14 protein-coding genes are annotated in these 16,797 nt (G+C 44.8%); 9 read left to right on the forward strand and 5 right to left on the reverse strand.

The genetic code is table 11. The annotated features are described in order from the left end of the window. Positions 1 to 2: 2 nt before the first annotated feature. From B2U10_RS07265 to B2U10_RS07280, 4 genes are all read right to left on the reverse strand, one after another. A complete protein-coding gene (locus tag B2U10_RS07265) occupies positions 3 to 1,526 on the reverse strand; it encodes an alpha-amylase family glycosyl hydrolase (protein WP_290786528.1) in 1,524 nt (507 codons plus the stop codon). A 22-nt stretch (positions 1,527 to 1,548) separates the two neighbouring features. After that, on the reverse strand, positions 1,549 to 2,382 hold the full coding sequence (locus tag B2U10_RS07270; RefSeq protein WP_035409327.1) for a sugar ABC transporter permease: 834 nt from the start codon (positions 2,380 to 2,382) through the stop codon (positions 1,549 to 1,551). Between the two features lies 1 nt (position 2,383). After that, complete coding sequence (locus B2U10_RS07275; RefSeq protein ID WP_035409329.1) at positions 2,384 to 3,739, reverse strand: carbohydrate ABC transporter permease; 1,356 nt, start codon at positions 3,737 to 3,739, stop codon at positions 2,384 to 2,386. A 126-nt stretch (positions 3,740 to 3,865) separates the two neighbouring features. Then, on the reverse strand, positions 3,866 to 5,122 hold the full coding sequence (locus tag B2U10_RS07280) for an extracellular solute-binding protein (protein ID WP_035409778.1): 1,257 nt from the start codon (positions 5,120 to 5,122) through the stop codon (positions 3,866 to 3,868). A gap of 455 nt (positions 5,123 to 5,577) precedes the next feature. Between B2U10_RS07280 and B2U10_RS07285 the strand changes: the two genes are divergently transcribed. Further along, the gene (locus B2U10_RS07285) at positions 5,578 to 7,365 is read left to right on the forward strand and encodes a glycoside hydrolase family 13 protein (RefSeq protein WP_290786531.1); all 1,788 of its coding nucleotides are present in this window, start codon (positions 5,578 to 5,580) and stop codon (positions 7,363 to 7,365) included. Between the two features lie 140 nt (positions 7,366 to 7,505). Further along, complete coding sequence (locus tag B2U10_RS07290) at positions 7,506 to 8,657, forward strand: cation:proton antiporter (protein ID WP_290782386.1); 1,152 nt, start codon at positions 7,506 to 7,508, stop codon at positions 8,655 to 8,657. Positions 8,658 to 8,714: 57 nt separating this feature from the next. Here B2U10_RS07290 and B2U10_RS07295 read toward each other — a convergent pair whose 3' ends face one another. Further along, positions 8,715 to 9,488 carry an enoyl-CoA hydratase/isomerase family protein gene (locus B2U10_RS07295; RefSeq protein WP_035409335.1) on the reverse strand — a complete coding sequence of 258 codons (774 nt, stop codon included), beginning with the start codon at positions 9,486 to 9,488 and terminating at the stop codon, positions 8,715 to 8,717. A 194-nt stretch (positions 9,489 to 9,682) separates the two neighbouring features. Between B2U10_RS07295 and B2U10_RS07300 the strand changes: the two genes are divergently transcribed. The 7 genes from B2U10_RS07300 to B2U10_RS07330 all read left to right on the forward strand — a co-directional run bounded on the left by B2U10_RS07300 (position 9,683) and on the right by B2U10_RS07330 (position 16,383). Further along, positions 9,683 to 11,065 carry an MATE family efflux transporter gene (locus tag B2U10_RS07300; RefSeq protein WP_035398439.1) on the forward strand — a complete coding sequence of 461 codons (1,383 nt, stop codon included), beginning with the start codon at positions 9,683 to 9,685 and terminating at the stop codon, positions 11,063 to 11,065. Then, positions 11,025 to 11,492: an aminoacyl-tRNA deacylase gene (locus tag B2U10_RS07305; protein ID WP_035409337.1), complete on the forward strand. Its 468-nt coding sequence runs from the start codon at positions 11,025 to 11,027 to the stop codon at positions 11,490 to 11,492. Before B2U10_RS07300 ends, B2U10_RS07305 begins: the two co-directional genes overlap by 41 nt. 21 nt (positions 11,493 to 11,513) lie before the next feature. Next, entirely contained in the window at positions 11,514 to 12,260 is a 747-nt protein-coding gene (gene pssA, locus B2U10_RS07310) for a CDP-diacylglycerol--serine O-phosphatidyltransferase (RefSeq protein ID WP_174316042.1), read from the forward strand. Between the two features lie 136 nt (positions 12,261 to 12,396). Then, positions 12,397 to 13,152 carry a carotenoid biosynthesis protein gene (locus tag B2U10_RS07315; protein ID WP_035409339.1) on the forward strand — a complete coding sequence of 252 codons (756 nt, stop codon included), beginning with the start codon at positions 12,397 to 12,399 and terminating at the stop codon, positions 13,150 to 13,152. Beyond that, a complete protein-coding gene (locus B2U10_RS07320; RefSeq protein ID WP_290748686.1) occupies positions 13,121 to 13,822 on the forward strand; it encodes a lysophospholipid acyltransferase family protein in 702 nt (233 codons plus the stop codon). Before B2U10_RS07315 ends, B2U10_RS07320 begins: the two co-directional genes overlap by 32 nt. Continuing rightward, positions 13,819 to 14,895, forward strand: coding sequence for a glycosyltransferase (locus B2U10_RS07325; protein ID WP_056060018.1), 1,077 nt, complete (start codon positions 13,819 to 13,821; stop codon positions 14,893 to 14,895). The genes B2U10_RS07320 and B2U10_RS07325 overlap by 4 nt, the downstream gene beginning before the upstream one ends. Positions 14,896 to 14,910: 15 nt before the next feature. Beyond that, positions 14,911 to 16,383: a phytoene desaturase family protein gene (locus B2U10_RS07330; protein ID WP_290748682.1), complete on the forward strand. Its 1,473-nt coding sequence runs from the start codon at positions 14,911 to 14,913 to the stop codon at positions 16,381 to 16,383. Positions 16,384 to 16,797: the final 414 nt, after the last annotated feature.

Below are 16,797 nucleotides of genomic sequence, written 5' to 3' on the forward strand. Positions count from 1 at the left end.
TTTTATTTCGTTTGACGTTGCATCCGTTTACGGTGAACGAGAAGAAGTATGAGCGCTAAAATTGGAGCGATTGCACCGATTGCGACGATCGACCACCAATTGACTTGTGATTTTTCGATGACGTAGCTATTTGCGCTACTTGCATCGAGCGTGATTTCATACGCGTCACCATCTTGACGCACCAAGTCTGAGAATAAAAGACCTCTCAAACGCTGATCATTACCGATTTCCTTCGCAGATACACGTAAGCTCGTTTTTTTCTCCCCAAGATTAATCGCATAAACGACTTGTTGTTGTTTGGTTTCCCGTGAGTAGACCGCCATATGATCCGTTTTTGCGATCAAGCGTTGCTTCCCTGTGGCAAACGCTGGGTAGTCCTCGCGCATCTCATTCAACGTTTTTACGTACTGTTGCATCTTCTTGTTTTGATCAAATGTCATCATCATCCGGTTTCCGGGATCCTCACCGCCTGGCATCGCTACCTCTGTTCCTTGGTAGACGATTGGCATACCTGGAGCAGCATAGAGTGCAAACAGCGCTAATCGAAGTTGACGCTCCTCTTCTTTTGCGCCACTAATCTTCGCTTCCGTGATGAAACGTTTGACATCATGATTGTCAATGAAAGTTGCAAGTCCTTTAGCATTCGGATTAAACGTAGTATCTCGATTATAAACTGAATCGAGTTCTTCCGCTGAACCATTTTTGCGGGCAAACTGGTCCTTAATCCCATAATAAAACGGGAAATTCGTGACGGAATCAAAGCCTAATTTTGAATAGGAGGCAATTTTTCGCGGATCTCCGTCAAACACTTCAGCCAGTAAGAATAAGTTTGGATGCTTTTCCTTTACTGCAGGAATGAATGTTTTCCAAAATGCGGCTGGCACATGGCGAACCGTATCCAGTCGATAACCGTCTATACCCGTTTCATCGACCCAGTAGTTCGCAACATCAATTAAGTAATTCACAACTTCAGGATTTTCCGTATTGAAGTCTGGTAAATCAAAAAACCAATTATTTTCGACTTCCGATGGGTTATTCCAGTTCATGATGGGTTGATTTTTATGGAACCAGTCCGGTTTTTCTTTGACCATTGGGTGATTCGGTCCTAAGTGATTGACGACAAGATCGAGAACGACCTTGATATCTCGGTCATGCGCTTCCTTGACGAGACGCTTGAACTCTTCTTTTGTTCCAAAATGCGGATCAATCTCGTAATAATCATCCGTCCAGTATCCATGATACCCATTTGGACGGTTCTTAAAGATTGGTGTTAACCAAATTGATGTGAAGCCTTTTTTCTTGATGTAATCAAGACGTTTCGTCACCCCTGCTAAATCTCCACCTTGGAAGGCTTTTGGATTCTCAGGATCCGCCTCTCGGTCATTACTCGGGTCTCCGTTCTCGAACCGATCAACCATGATGAAATACATCCGTTCTTTTTCCCAACTTGCTGCTTCCCCGATCATCGGTTGAAGTCCGATAGACAAGAGAAGCGGCAAGAGGAGAAGCATTATGCCTCGTCTCATGCCGCTGATTTCCCCCTTATGATTATCCTTTCGTTCCACCAGCTGTCAAACCAGAAACGAAGAAACGCTGGAATGCGAAGAAAAGAAGAACGATTGGAACTGCTGATAATACGGCACCTGCCGCGAATAACGTAAAGTTGTTGTCGAACTGCTCTGACACCATGTTATACAACCCGACCGCAAGCGTCTGTTTCTCAGGAGAACGCAGCACAAGCGATGCTAAGATGAAATCGTTAAATGGAGCCATGAAGTTGAACAACGCGATGACGGCGACCATCGGCTTTGCGAGCGGTAAGATGATTTGCCAGAAGATTCGTAAGTGACCGGCACCATCCATCCGTGCCGCCTCATCAAGTTCTTTTGGAATCGTATCAAAATATCCTTTGGCAAGATACGTATTCATTGGAATCGCGCCACCTGAATAGAGTAAGATAAGCGCCAGATGCGTATCAAATAATTCTAACATATTAAGCAGGACATAAATCGCAATGATTGCAACGAATTGCGGTACCATCTGCAACACGAGGAATAGGATTAGTGAATTTTTCCGACCGACAAAGCGATAACGTGAAAAAATATATCCTGTTAACGTAATCAAAGCGACGGATACCACCATCGTGATGACGGCGATCTTAATCGTATTCAAGTACCACATGCCGTAATCCGTTTTTGCTGGATCAAACAAATCGAAATAGTGAATTAATGTCGGATTACTTGGGAAAATATCCGATGTAATGCTTTTCCCTGGATTCAGTGAGGTACCCACGACCCAAAGAAGTGGATAGACGATAATGATGGAGGCGATCGTCAAAATGAGATATGACAACGCCATATTAATTCGGTTTTGTTTTCTCATATTAGATCATATCCTCATCTTTGAATGATTTTGAACGCTTGAACTGAATGACGGCAATCGTCATGATGAAGAACGACAACACAAGCGTGATGGCTGCTGCGAATCCGTATTGCGGATTTGAGCCGAGCGATAATTTGTAAATCCATGAAATCAAGATATCCGTTCCACCTGCTGATTGTCCCGGTACTGCCGGTCCACCATTGTTGAAGAGATAAATGATATTGAAGTTATTGAAGTTGAACGTATACTGCGTGATTAAGATTGGTGCCGTTGCAAATAGAATCATCGGTAACGTGATTAGGCGGAATTTCTCGCCTGCTGTTGCTCCGTCAATCGTCGCCGCTTCATAAAGATCTTCAGGAATCGACTGTAAGATTCCTGTCGTCAGCGTCATGATGTATGGGAATCCTAACCACCACTGAATACCAATCAAGGCAAGCTTCGTATACGTCGGATCCGTCATCCAGTCGAGACCATTCTCAAGACCGATCGCTGGTAACAATGTCGTATTGAAGACACCGAAAGTTTCATTGAACATCGAGCGGAAGATCAAAATCGTGATGAACGCTGGTACTGCCCATGAAAGAATCAAGATCGAACGGAAGAAACGTTTTCCTTTGAGTCCTTTTTGATTCAGCAAGACTGCAAGGCCGATTCCAATTGCGATGACCCCTGTCGTCGAAGCGACGGTCCAGACAAGCGTCCAACCAAGAACGCTCACGAACGTATCACGGAAAATATCGACGGTGAAAATGTTCAGGAAGTTTTGGATGCCGATCCAGTCGACCAGCTTCGCTGGTGGTGAGTTGTTGAATTTGTAGTTCGTAAACGCAATCAAGAATGTAAAGATCAACGGTAAGACGACCGTGAACACTAAAAGTACTAGTGAAGGAATCAACATCGCGTACGGGAACCCGTTATCGCGGAAGTTCCGTAGTTGCATCTTCAAGGAAGGTACTTCGAGGTTCATGTCACGTAACTTACCGATTCGATACGCATCGATAAAGTTCCAGACGTAAATGGCGATACCAAAGACAAGTAAAATCAAGGCAATGATGCCCTCGACCATTAGAAAGATCGAGTGATCCCCCCTTACGCCTGGTACCTCACCGAGTGTAATCAAGCCCCAGATCGCTCCGCGATCGCCAGGACCATTTCCGGCTCCTTTGAAGAACAGTTCAAAGTTAACGAGGAAATATGAAAGTACGACAATAAAAAATGTCGCGCCTTTAAGGAATTGTTTATTGTATAGTTGTCCTACTCCTGGAATGATCGACATCAGCGCCGCAATCTTGCGGTGGTTCGTCTTTTTTTCAGGCGTTGGATTCGTCGGGTGTGGTGTTGCAATCGCAGCCATCGTCCGTTCTCCTTTCCAAAGGTCATGTCTGACCTCAGGCTTCTCTTCCAACCATAAAGATGAGGGGGAATCCAAGATCCCCCTCTCTTTATCTCTTTGTCATGGATTCATGCGTTCCACTTACGCTTATTGATTGTTTGCTTCGATTTGTTGCTTGATTTGTTTGACAGCATCATCTGCTGATTTTTGTGCGTCTTGTTTGTTCGTTGCAACAAGTTGAAGTGCTGCTGCCATCGGCTCCCAAACTTGACCCATTTCAGCGATGTTCGGCATAGGTACACCGTTTTTCGCTTGCGCGAAGACTGCTGCTGCGACTTCATTGTCCTTGATTGTTGCATCTTCTTGAAGTTCAGTGACTGGTGGGATCTCGTTGTATTTCTCGAACATTGCTTTCGCGTTATCTTTACCAGTGAGAGAAGCCAAGAACTTTTCAGCCCACTCAGCATTTTCTGAGTATGCTGAAATTGCGTATGTTTTTACACCAACGAAAGTTTTGATCGGTTCACCGTTTGGAAGTTTTGGAAGTTCCGAAGCTCCAAGGTTGATACCTTTTTCCTTATAACTTGCAACAGCCCATGGTCCGTTCATGACAGCTGCAGCTTTTTTATCACCGAAGAGTTGGTCCATGGCTTGACCACCGCCACCACCGATGAGACCTTTCGGGAAGAGACCCTCTTTATACCATTTACCGATGTAATCCATTCCTTCGACGGCACCTTTATTGTTCAAGCCGATATCTGCTGGATCCAATTTGCCACCATTGTCTTTAAAGACATAACCACCGTATCCACCGATTGGACCGTATGCGAAGTAGAAGTTGTCCCACAGAGCAAGGAATCCGTACTTACCATCTTTTTTCTTTTCAGTAGACAGTTTGTATAAGTCATCCATCGAAGTTGGTGCTTCTTTTAGTTCATCTTTATTGAAAAGGAGGATTGGTGTTTCAATGGCTTTCGGATATCCGTAGACTTTCCCGTCAAACGTTACTGCTGATTTTGCAGTATCGAGGAACGGCTCAAGTGCTTTTTCTCCGTCTTTAAGTTCAGCAATCAACCCTTGGTCAACGACTGTACCAATTTGATCGTGAGGAAGAAGCATGATGTCTGGTCCTTTACCTGCTGGTCCATCAAGTGCTACTTTCTTTTGCTGATCCGTCATTTTGACTTCTTTGACTTCGACTTTCACGCCTTCTTTTTCTTCGAACGCTTTAGCTGCCGCTTTTGTCGTTTCAGCTTTGTCTGTATCTTCCCAGACGACGATTTTAGATGGTTTTTTACTGCCTGATTCTGAAGATGAAGAATCAGAATCTGATCCACCGCCACATGCTGCAAGTGCACCCATTGCCATGACAGATACAGAAAGACCTGCTACGAATTTTTTCATTTCCATGATTGAAATTTCCTCCCCAAGTTAACTTATGAATGATACGTTTTAATGCACAACGTTTGCATAAAGGCACAACCATTTTCCCATGATAACAACCAAATGGTTGTAAGCGTTTTATGAAAACGTTTGCATCACCTTTACATTTTTATTATACAATCTAAAATCCTTTTGACAAGACCTTTTAATCAATTATTTTCTTACATTTCAAAAACTTTTTATTTCTGATTTCATTATTTGAATCAAATGCTAGATTGGATAAGCAAACAAAAAGAAAACGTTTTCATTTTTATCGTTTGCACAACATGATGCAAACGATTGCATCATACTCTCGACTTTTATCAGGAATCCTTGATTTCATGGGATTGCAATTGACTTTAAGAAAGCGCTTTACTATTCTTAGGTCGAAGATATAATCAATACGATGCAAACGATTGCGTTAAGGAGTGACTGCCATGTTCAAAGAAGCTGTGTTTCACCGTGCGATGTCTCCCTTCGTCTATAAGTATGACGAGCGAACGATCCACATCCGTTTACAAACAAAAAAAAATGACGTTGATCGCGTCGATTTGATTTGGGGCGATCCGTATGATTGGCATACTGAAAACCCAGATGCCGCCGACTGGAACTTCGATCCCTCGAAATCAAACTACTGGAATACATTCGAAACGCCGATGAAGCGTAGTGGCTCTGATGAACTATATGATTATTGGTTCATTGATGTCGTTCCACCCTTCCGTCGTCTACGATATGGTTTCCGTCTCCATGACGGTGCGACAAGCCAAATCTTTACAGAACGTGGATGGTTCGACGAAAAACCACTCGATGATACCGGCTACTATTTCTGTGTGCCTTTCCTTAATGCAGTCGATGTATTCACTGCACCGGATTGGGTCCAGGATACGGTCTGGTATCAAATCTTCCCGGACCGCTTTGCAAATGGTGATACGACGAACGATCCTGCTGGTACACTTCCGTGGAACAGCACGGCACCATCGACGACGAATCTCTTCGGTGGAGATTTCCAAGGTGTCATCGATCATATCGACTACCTTGTTGAGCTCGGTATTACTGGCATTTACTTCTGTCCGATCTTCTTGGCGAAATCGAATCATAAATACGATACGATCGATTACTTAGAAATTGATCCACAGTTCGGCACGAAAGAAAAATTCAAGGAAATGGTTGATTTGTTACATGCACATGGTATTCGCATCATGCTAGATGCCGTCTTTAATCACGCTGGCTTCCACCATAAAGCCTTTGCTGATATCCGTGAACATGGTAGTCATTCGACATATAAGGAATGGTTCCACTTGCGCGATTTCCCACTCGTGACCGAACCGCTACCGAACTACGATACATTTGCTTTCGTACCTGAGATGCCGAAATTCAATACCGAGAACGATGAAGTAAAGTCATACTTACTCCATGTCGCCCGCTATTGGGTCGAGGAATTCGGAATCGATGGCTGGCGACTCGACGTCGCCAACGAGGTCGATCACGCATTTTGGCGTGATTTCCGTCAAGTCGTCAAGGAAGTCAACCCTGACACGTATATCCTTGGTGAAATTTGGCATGACTCACAGGAATGGTTGCTCGGTGACCAGTTTGACGCCGTCATGAACTATCCATTTACGAATGCCGCTTTGAATTTCTTTGCTTTAGATAAGACTAAAGCAACTTCGTATGCGAACGATATGTCGCATGTATTGTTCTCAAACACGATGAATGTCAATGAAGTGACCTTTAATTTAATCGGTTCACACGATACACCACGTGCGTTGACGCGTGCTGGCAATAACAAACAAAAGCTTCGTCTTCTCTTGTTATCGATGTTGACGTTCTCGGGTAGTCCCGTCATCTATTATGGTGATGAAATCGGTCTCGATGGCGATCAAGATCCAGGCTGTCGGAAATGCATGCCATGGGATCCAGAGGAGCAGGATCAGGAGTTATTCGCCTATACGCGACACTTGTTACAGCTTCGAAAGCAGCATAAGACGCTTGCGAACCAAGGTCACATTTCTTTCGTTCATGCGAATGATGAGACGAATACGATCATCATGCGTCGCATGAGCCCGGAAGGATTGTATTATATCTACTTCAACAATTCAGATGTTCCTGTTTCGCTGACCGCTCCACAAGCTGGTCGAGGACTTGATTTATTGACGAACACGCACCAGCAGACACTTGATGTTTCTCTCCCCGCGTATTCTGGAACGATCGTTCAAGTCTTATAACCACCTAAAAGCCTGTACACCCACCTTCTAAAAAGAAGTTTTGTGTACAGGCTTTTTTCTGTATCCGTTCTCCAAGATAAAAACAAGTTAATGAATGCCATCGAATTAGGGTATAGGGTACAGAAAGGAGGACATCCTCCATGGAAATTTTCTTTTACGCCGGTCTCATCCTCATTGGCTTGTTTACGATCAGTTACTTGAGTGAACGATTCCACGTCCCGAGTATTCTGGCCTTCATCTTGATTGGAATCGTCCTTGGATTTTATTACGATCCTCCCGAAGAACTGAAACTCGGAGGAGAAGCGGGCATCATCGTCCTGTTCTTTTTACTCGGCCTAAAATTTTCAGTGGCGGACTTGCTGATTCAGCTCCGTTCCATTTGGAAAGCAGGAGTCATCGATATTCTACTTTCGTTTGGTGGAACAATCCTGTTGACTTTATCGTTCGGTTTTTCCATCGCCGAATCGTTTTTGATCGGCTGTGTCTTGTATGCGACGAGTTCTTCGATTTCAGCTCGACTGCTCGATCGGGAACCGGATAAACATCAGGATGTGAATCGCTTCGTGCTGTCCTTACTCGTCTTCGAAGATTTGATGGCACCGATCCTACTGACGACGGCCCCGTTCGTTTTAGGGACTGAGACGTTCTCGGTTGCCAAAATCAGCATCATCTTTTTAGGGTTCGCCTTCTTCTTCATTGCTTTAATCATCATGACGTTATTCATCCGAAGACGGAAACGTCTCGTCGATTCACTCTACCGTCATCCTGATGCCGGCATCGGAATCATCGGGTTAATCTTGTTATTTTCCGGTATCGGTATTTTATTCGGATTGTCAGAAGTACTTGGCGCCTTTATCATCGGTATTCTGTTAACCGAACTGGATGAGACGCGTTATCTTAGACGACTAGTCACGCCGTTTCAAGACTTATTATTACCATTGTTCTTTATCACGTTCGGAATGTCATTCGAGTTGACTGACGGATTACCGATTGATCTATTTTTCTTCGCTCTTGTCATTTGGGGAGTCGTCTCTAAATTCTTAGTCGGTTACCTCGGCGGAAGGTCCTTTGGTCTATCGAATTATCATGCGATCGAATCTGGCTTCTGTCTTGGTCCACGTGGTGAATTTTCGATACTTTTCATCACGCTCGCTAGTGGTGCATTCGTGACATTGACTGGGATATACATTTTTGTTTCTGCTTTTCTTGGAATTTTACTATTCCGTATCTCTACGGGATTAACGAATCGCACCCATGCGACTGCACGAAAAATCAAAAAGAAATTGAATTAAAAAGACGTCGGCGCATCGTGCGTTTCCGACGTCTTTCTTCTATATATGTTCTTCGATTCATCGTCCGACAAAAACAGGGCGTTTTTTTTCGATGAAGGATTCAACAGCATGACGATGGTCTTCCGTTTTTCCAGCACGTGACTGGTAGACGATTTCTTGAGCGAGCATTTCCTCCAAATTATTTTCATAACTCGCTGCTTGCAGCTGCTTAATGTACCCGATCACTTTCGTCGGACGATTCGCTAGCTGACGAGCAAAAGCTGTGACCTCTTCTCCAAATTTCTCTGATTCGATGCTTCGTGTCGCAAGATTGAGCGAAACGGCTTCGTCTGCTGATATCGTATCACCGAGTAACGCAAGCTCCGTTGCTTTTGCTGCTCCGATCAGTCGAGGTAAGAAATACGGAGCTCCTGCATCCGGGACAAGACCGATATTGATGAATCCGAGCGACAATTTCGCTTCCGCGTGGACGAGCCGGAAATCGCAGGCAAGCGTCAATGATAAACCGGCACCTGCCGCTACACCATTGATGGCAGCAATCGTCGGTTTTTTCGATTTAGCGATTGCCCGAACGACAGGATGGTAATACTGCTTTAGATATTCACCATGGTCGAGCTCAGGAGAGACAGTTTTTAAATCTTGTCCTGCGCAAAAACCGCGTCCTTCACCAGTCAAGACGATGACTCGTACTTCTTCATCTTGATTTGCTTCTTCTAAAGCGTCTGCGAGTTCTTCTAATAAATTCGAGGTTAATGCATTCAATTGTTTCGGTCGAGCGAGCGTTAACGTCGCAATCTGATCCTTGACGACATAATTCAGTTCTCGTTTCATCGGATTCCCCTACCTTTTAAAAATGAATGATTGTTCATTATGATGTATTCGTGATATTTTATGAAAATCCTTTTAAATCTCTTTTTTTTTGATGAAAGACAAAAAACCCTCTTTCATTATGAAAATTGAAGGCGTATAGTTTCAAAAAGATAAAGAAACACTATTCGTTTTATGAAACAAAGGGGATTTATTTTATGAAAACAGTCAAGCAACCAAGCTTATTCCACATTACGTGGCCATTATTCATTGAAATCGCACTGCATATGAGTCTCGGAATCATTGCAACGTTGATTTTAAGTTATTACTCGGATAGCGCTGCTGCGGCAGTCGGCGTATCCAATCAAATTTTGAATATCTTCATCATTTTATTCAATATCACATCGGTCGGTGCAACGATCATCATTGGTCAGTATCTTGGTGCAAGAAAGACACAAAATGCTCGCCAAACTGCTCGATCCGCTTTTGCAATTAACTTGTATACCGGTCTCATCGTTTCTCTGACCGTCGTCTTGTTCGGAAGACAACTTCTTGGATTTTTCTCATTAGAAGGAGAGACCCTCGTTTATGGCGAAACGTTCATTAAGATCGTTGGTTTGTTCCTTTTCTTAGAAGCCATCTCACTGACACTGGGTGCGATTCTTCGGAGTCATGGATTCACTAAAAATGCTATGTACGTCACGCTACTCATGAATTTCGTTAGTGCTTTTGGTAACGTCATCGCTGTTCTTGGACTCTTCGGCATTCCCGTTCTCGGTGTTGCTGGTGTCGCTTGGTCGATCGTCATCGCCCGGACAATCGCTGTCCTTGTGTTGTTCTTTGTCGTTTACCGCAAACTTTCTTTACGTTTTACAGTAAAAGACTTGATTCATTTCAATCGTGAGGATGTGAAACGAATCATGAACATCGGAATCCCATCTGCTGGTGAAGGGATCTCGTATCAATTCTCACAACTCATCATCACAGGATTCATCGCAACGATTGGTGAAGCAGCGTTGTCTGCTCGTGTTTATGTATCAAACATCACGATGCTTTGTTTCCTATTTACGCTTGCCATCGCTCAAGGAACTCAATTACTCGTCGCACGCCAAGTTGGTGCTCAACAATTTGAACAAGCATACGGACGTGCTGTGAAAACATTGAAGATCGCTGTTTTCGCAAGCTTCATCTCAGCTGTCGCTCTTGCTTCATTCGGTTCATCGATTCTATCAGCGTTCACATCGAGTCCCGAAATCATTGCAATCGGTATCCCACTACTCTGGGCAAGCGTCATTCTTGAACCAGGTCGCGCGATGAACATCGTGCTCATGGGAACTCTTAAATCGGCAGGAGATGTTCGTTTCCCTGTCGCCATCGGTATTCTATCGATGTGGGGAATCGCGGTCGTCCTAAGTTATACGCTTGGTCTTGGTTTCGGTCTCGGTTTACTTGGAATCTGGATTGCCTTCTCTGCTGACGAATGGTTCCGTGGCATTTTCGCCATGAAACGTTGGCACGGACGGAAATGGGTCCAATACTCACTCGTCAAAGGAGAAACACATGAGCAAAACGAACGTCGAGAGGCTTCTGAAGCAGTCTAAGATTGACTTTGAATCCCTCACTTATCCTGTTGATCTTGATGATTTATCTGCTGAAGCCGTCGCTAGAAAGATTAATTACCCCCTTTCGACCATTTTTAAAACCCTTGTTTTGAAAATGGTCGAAAATAAATATGTCTTCGTCGTCATTTCGGGGGAAGAAGAACTCTCTCTAAAGGCAGCGGCTAAAGCATTGCATTCGAAAAAAGTCGCGCTTGTTCCGATGAAGGAGTTAGAATTCCTGACTGGCTATATTCGAGGTGGTGTCTCTGCCATCGGTGCTAAGAAGAATTTTCCGGTTCTTTTATCGGATCGTGCTATCCATGAACCATTCATCATCATATCCGCTGGAAAACGTGGACATCAAGTTCGATTGAATCCTCATGATTTTTTATCTTTCACTCAGGGGATTCTCTTTACGAACGGCTGAATTCCATCTCCTAATTATGGTATGATGAGTAGTATCGATGAAGTGGCAGGAGGAATCATTTTGTGGAAAGATCGTGTTCGTAATTCAATACCCAACCTATTTACGTTCGGAAATCTGTATTGTGGTTTTTTAGCCATCGTCATGGCAGCAAAAGGTGATTTTCAAAATGCCACCTTACTAATCGTCATCGCGATGATGCTTGATAGTCTGGACGGACGTCTTGCTCGGATGCTTGGTGTAGCAGGCGACTTCGGAAAAGAACTGGACTCATTAGCAGATATCGTGACATTCGGTGTCGCACCTGCAATGATGGCCTACTATACGTATTTCTATGAATTCGGAGAAGTTGGTTTACTAATCTCTGCTCTGTTCCCGTTGTTCGGCGCATTCCGTCTTGCCCGGTTTAATTTATCGGCAACGAATGTGGCATCTGCTTATTTTTCAGGTGTACCAATTACGGCGGCAGGTGGTATTTTGGCCGTCGTCACGTTGTTTAGTGGACGAATGAACGACTTGATGGTCCCACTTGTCTTCACAGGTCTTGCCTTCTTGATGGTCAGTCGTGTCAAGATTCCAAGTTTTAAAGACATTCCCGTTCCGCGCCATACGTTCGTCATCACCTTTACGTTGCTGTACGTGACGTATGTCATGATTGCGCGTAGCAATGAGTGGTCGACGTTTTGGTTCGTTGCTGTTCCGTTGTATATCGCGTTTCTCCTTTTCTCATTTATCAAAAAGAAGAAGCAAAAACAACATTCAAACGGATGATGATAGGAAGTGGTTCGGTTTCTCTTGCGAGAAGCCGGACCACTTTTTTTATAAGACCGCTTCTCCCTCGCTCGTTTTCAAGATATATGGGTATACTTATGACAGAAGCTATTTTGGAAATGGAGGAATCTCACGCATGGAGCAGTTTCATAAACGTCTTTGGATTTTCTTTTCGATTTGGTTCGCCATTGGCTTGATCTTAGTCGGTTTTTCGTTACTTCCTCCTTGGCTCGAGTGGGCCAATGCCGTCTTTTTATTCGCTTCCGGCTTATACGCAGCTCTCTATTTTTGGCATGTCTTACCGAAGGGACGTCTTGTCATCCCCTTCATCTTTTTTGGTTCGATCATCATTGAGTCGATTGGGGTCCATACCGGTTGGCCGTTCGGAACATATCGTTACGAGTCGGATTTCGGTGTCCAGTTATTAGGTGTGCCGATTACGATTGGGGCTGCATGGTTGTCGGTCATGGGTGCGAGTCTCGCTTTCTCCCGTTTGTTCTCATTTCGCTATAGTACACTGATTCTCGTTCCATTGTTTGCCGTTTGGCTCGATTTAGCGATCGATCCTGTTGCTGCTAACGTGAAATCGTATTGGCTTTGGCAAGACGGTGGATGGTATTACGATATTCCGACACAGAATTTCTTCGGGTGGTATGGAACGGCGCTCGTCTTTTCCTTTTTCATCAATCGCTATCAAGTCAAAGCGACGGATGCCGCACTCGAACAAAACAATCAGTATCTCTTTTTGATGTTGCACACTTTATTCGGTGTAACAGCAGGAGTTGCTGGTCTCTATGGCGTCACTTTGGTCAGCTTAAGTGCGTTCATCGTCTATTTCATTGTGAAACGAGGGGTTATCGTTGAAAGAAGCAAACAAAAGCAAATTAGCTGAATCCGTATTTCATGCGTATGTTGATCATGCTTTGATTCAGCGTCATTTTCACCGTGTTTTATACCGCGCAGACGATTTACCCGTCCCAGGACTCATGCTTGCTACGCATAGTTCTTGGTGGGATGGTATGATTCTTTTTCATTTGGATCAGACCTGTTTCCATCACGACCCCTATGTCATGATTGACCAGGCAGGACTCGCCCGTTTTCCATTCTTCTCCCGTCTCGGAGCTTTCTCTGTCGACCGGACATCGTTCTCTGATATCAAGAAAAGCCTTCAATATGCAAAAGCACGACTCCAAAACGGAAGCAGCGTCTGGATGTTTCCTCAAGGTGAGGAACGGCATCAAGAAGAACGACCGATGCACTTAGCAAGTGGAGCAACGCAATTAATGCGTCATGCGGATACCGTGTCTCTCGTCGCCTTCTACTATTCGTACGGACATGAACAGCAACCGGATGTCTATGTAAGGACGCGTCGCTTTTATCCATTGTCTGACGAACGATCCAGTGTCCAAGTAAAACGTCTGACAGTAGAGCTAACAGCATTATATGACGACATACGAGCAGATGCGATGGCAGAGCGTGTTGATTTGTATCGCTGTATCTCAAAACGAAGGGAACCACTCCCTGCGCGAACGGAGCGCTGGTTACGGGCACTTCGGTCATGAGTTGGTTCTTTTTTTTCCTCGCTCTAGCTGTCTGTCTCTACACATGGGTCAATTTAGCTTTTTTACCTCGATTAACGGATGCCGTTCAACCAGATAGTCTAGCAATCTGCATCCCGTTACGTAACGAGGAGCGCAATGTACGAAAATTATTAGACGCACTGGAACCCGCTTTGACATCAGGTATGCACGTCTACTTATATGAAGATCGTTCGACCGATCGGACGCGTGAGTTATTGCTCGATCGGATTGGTCAAGACAATCGTTTTACGGTGATTGATGGTCTTCCCTTACCAGTAGGCTGGGCAGGAAAGGTCCATGCGTGTCATCAACTCGCGAGACGAACGACAGAGGACTATCTATTATTTCTCGATGCTGATGTGACACTGACACCTGATGCAATTTGTCGCTTATACGGAACGTTACGAACAGAACGAGCCGTTTTCCTTTCTGGTTTTCCGTCATTTCCTGTACCGACGTTTCTCGGGAAGTGTTTGATTCCGATACAACATGTTCTTATCGCACAGCATCTTCCGATTCCGTTTCGCAAGGTGAAACATCCGGCTTTTGCCGCTGCGAACGGAATGGTCGTCCTCGTCGAACGACATGCTTACGAACAAGTCGGTGGACATGACAGCATTCGAACGGCTCTTGTAGACGACCTAGAGCTTTGTCGTACATTTAAACGACATGGATGGACAACGACACTTGTCGAAGTCGCCCCAGTTGTTTCTTGCGACATGTACGCCACGAATGAAGAAGTCTGGCAAGGTTTTCTAAAGAATGTCTTTCGTGGGATGAACGATTCCTACGTCGTCGGATCATACTTTCTACTCTTTTACTTGATTCAAGCAAGTGTCCTACCTTATCTCATCCTTCACCCATCCTGGCAGATGGGTGGCGCACTGATTCTTCTTTACTTAGCAAGATTCCGGATCGATCGTGCGGCACAAATCCGACATGTTTGGTGGCTTCATCCACTGGCGGTACTCCTTTATGTCATCTTGCTAGCCAGTGCGATGATTCGAAGCTTTAGGAAACGGGAAATCACATGGAAGGGTCGAACCTATTCATAAGGAGGAATCAATAGTATGAAACATATAGCTGTCATCGGAGCCGGTCTTGGTGGACTCAGCGCCGCCATTTCATTAGCGGCAAAAGGGTTTCGTGTCACTGTCGTCGAGCGTAATGCACATATTGGCGGCAAGATGATGCCGATCGTCACAGAAGGACATCGCTTCGACTTCGGACCTAATACGATCACAATGCCGGAAGTCTTTCAGTCTGTCATTCTCGAGTCCGGAGCAGATCCCGATGAATACTTTACATTTACGAAACTTGAGCGCCATACGATCAATCACTTTTCAGACGGACGCACGTTAACCTTTTCGTCTGGGCGAGAAGCGATGCGAACAGAAGTAGATCGTTTCACGAACGGTCAGTTGGCGAAAAACGATATTGCCGGTTACCAAGAGGAAGTCGCGAAGTTGCATACGATCGCCAAACGACAATTTTTCACAAATATCGATTCATATGTCCGCCCTTCCCTGTGGCGTGACATGCTAAAAGTACATCCCTTTCAAAGTCTCCATGGACTGCATAAACACTACTTTAAGGATAAAGAGTTAATTCAGGCACTTGATCGTTATGCGACATATATCGGGAGCAGTCCGTATCAAACACCTGCTACCTTCAGTTTAATCGCTCATTTAGAACTAAATGACGGCGTCTACTTCACGAATGGCGGCAATACAGCAATCGCAGAAGGATTCGCTCGACGTGCAAAAGAACTCGGTGTCGTCTTCCGGCTTGGAGATGAGGTGACCCAGATCGAAGTCGTCGACGGACAAGCAACGGAAATCGAATTGAATCATTTAGAGTATCTACCCGTCGACTTCGTCGTCATGAACGGTGATTTGTTGACACAATATCCACGTCTGATCTCAGAAACCGCACGACCTGATTTTAAAAATCCGACGCCTACTCAAGTCGAACCGTCCATTTCTGCCTATGTCCGTTGCATCGGTCTCTCACGGCGGATCGAAGGACTGGCTCATCATAACGTCTTCTTCTCTTCAGATTACGAAGCAGAGTTCAAAGCACTTTTTGATGAAAAACGTTATGCGGAGGAACCGACGATCTATATCTCCAATTCTTCCGTCACAGCCCCAGAAATGGGACAAGCGGGTGACAATCTGTTTGTACTCGTCAACGCGCCTGCGACAGATACTGGACATGCGATTGATTTTGATACGTATGATCAACTGATCAATCAACGGTTGCAGTCGTTTGGAATTGATATTTCATCAGATGTCGTCTACGAACAACGGGTCACACCACAGGATATCGAACAAACCTTCTTTGCTTATCACGGCTCGTTGTATGGCTTGTCATCCAATGGCATCCGGTCGTCTTTCCTCCGTCCGAGCAACCGTTCAAAGAATGTTCACAATTTGTTTTTTGCTGGTGGATCAACGCATCCTGGTGGTGGTAGTCCAATGGTGACGCTTTCAGGAAAACTAGCAAGTGAACGAATCGTCTCTGCTGTCGCCGCTACCCTGTGAACGTTATGTGAATTGCATATCAATCACTTGTACGGACAACTAAGATTTGATACGATTACTTCGAGTTCAAGAGGTAGTGATTGACCCCACATCCTCAATCAAGCGCAAGGTGACTTCCCCGAGTCAAGAGCGTTGAAGAACTTACTTTTTCTAACCAGCGAAATCAAATGGGACCCACCCATTTCATCACGTGACTCATCGTGTGTCCATTCGCATGACTTACGACGTTCCCCCTTAGATCGTCTCATCCGAATGGTCCACAGATAGCTCGATAAAGAAAAGACCATCCCCGTGGTCGAAACAGACCTATCTCGTAGTCCAGATGTTCGCTCTGGTGTAGAAGTAATCTGAGACTCCCCGGTCTCAGACCATAGAAAAAAGACCTTGGCGGGGACCAAGGTCTTTTTTCTATGG

It is taken from the genome of Exiguobacterium sp. UBA7533 (genome assembly GCF_002479335.1).
Lineage (GTDB): Bacteria > Bacillota > Bacilli > Exiguobacteriales > Exiguobacteriaceae > Exiguobacterium_A.

Excerpts from the sequence above, each read along its gene's own strand:
- B2U10_RS07325 (WP_056060018.1), top strand. The coding sequence starts at position 13,819 with ATGAGTTGGTTCTTTTTTTTCCTCGCTCTAGCTGTCTGTCTCTACACA.
- B2U10_RS07270 (WP_035409327.1), bottom strand. The coding sequence starts at position 2,382 with ATGAGAAAACAAAACCGAATTAATATGGCGTTGTCATATCTCATTTTG.
- B2U10_RS07285 (WP_290786531.1), top strand. The coding sequence starts at position 5,578 with ATGTTCAAAGAAGCTGTGTTTCACCGTGCGATGTCTCCCTTCGTCTAT.
- pssA (WP_174316042.1), top strand. The coding sequence starts at position 11,514 with ATGATGAGTAGTATCGATGAAGTGGCAGGAGGAATCATTTTGTGGAAA.
- B2U10_RS07265 (WP_290786528.1), bottom strand. The coding sequence starts at position 1,526 with ATGAGACGAGGCATAATGCTTCTCCTCTTGCCGCTTCTCTTGTCTATC.
- B2U10_RS07330 (WP_290748682.1), top strand. The coding sequence starts at position 14,911 with ATGAAACATATAGCTGTCATCGGAGCCGGTCTTGGTGGACTCAGCGCC.
- B2U10_RS07315 (WP_035409339.1), top strand. The coding sequence starts at position 12,397 with ATGGAGCAGTTTCATAAACGTCTTTGGATTTTCTTTTCGATTTGGTTC.
- B2U10_RS07280 (WP_035409778.1), bottom strand. The coding sequence starts at position 5,122 with ATGAAAAAATTCGTAGCAGGTCTTTCTGTATCTGTCATGGCAATGGGT.
- B2U10_RS07300 (WP_035398439.1), top strand. The coding sequence starts at position 9,683 with ATGAAAACAGTCAAGCAACCAAGCTTATTCCACATTACGTGGCCATTA.
- B2U10_RS07295 (WP_035409335.1), bottom strand. The coding sequence starts at position 9,488 with ATGAAACGAGAACTGAATTATGTCGTCAAGGATCAGATTGCGACGTTA.
- B2U10_RS07290 (WP_290782386.1), top strand. The coding sequence starts at position 7,506 with ATGGAAATTTTCTTTTACGCCGGTCTCATCCTCATTGGCTTGTTTACG.
- B2U10_RS07305 (WP_035409337.1), top strand. The coding sequence starts at position 11,025 with ATGAGCAAAACGAACGTCGAGAGGCTTCTGAAGCAGTCTAAGATTGAC.
- B2U10_RS07275 (WP_035409329.1), bottom strand. The coding sequence starts at position 3,739 with ATGGCTGCGATTGCAACACCACACCCGACGAATCCAACGCCTGAAAAA.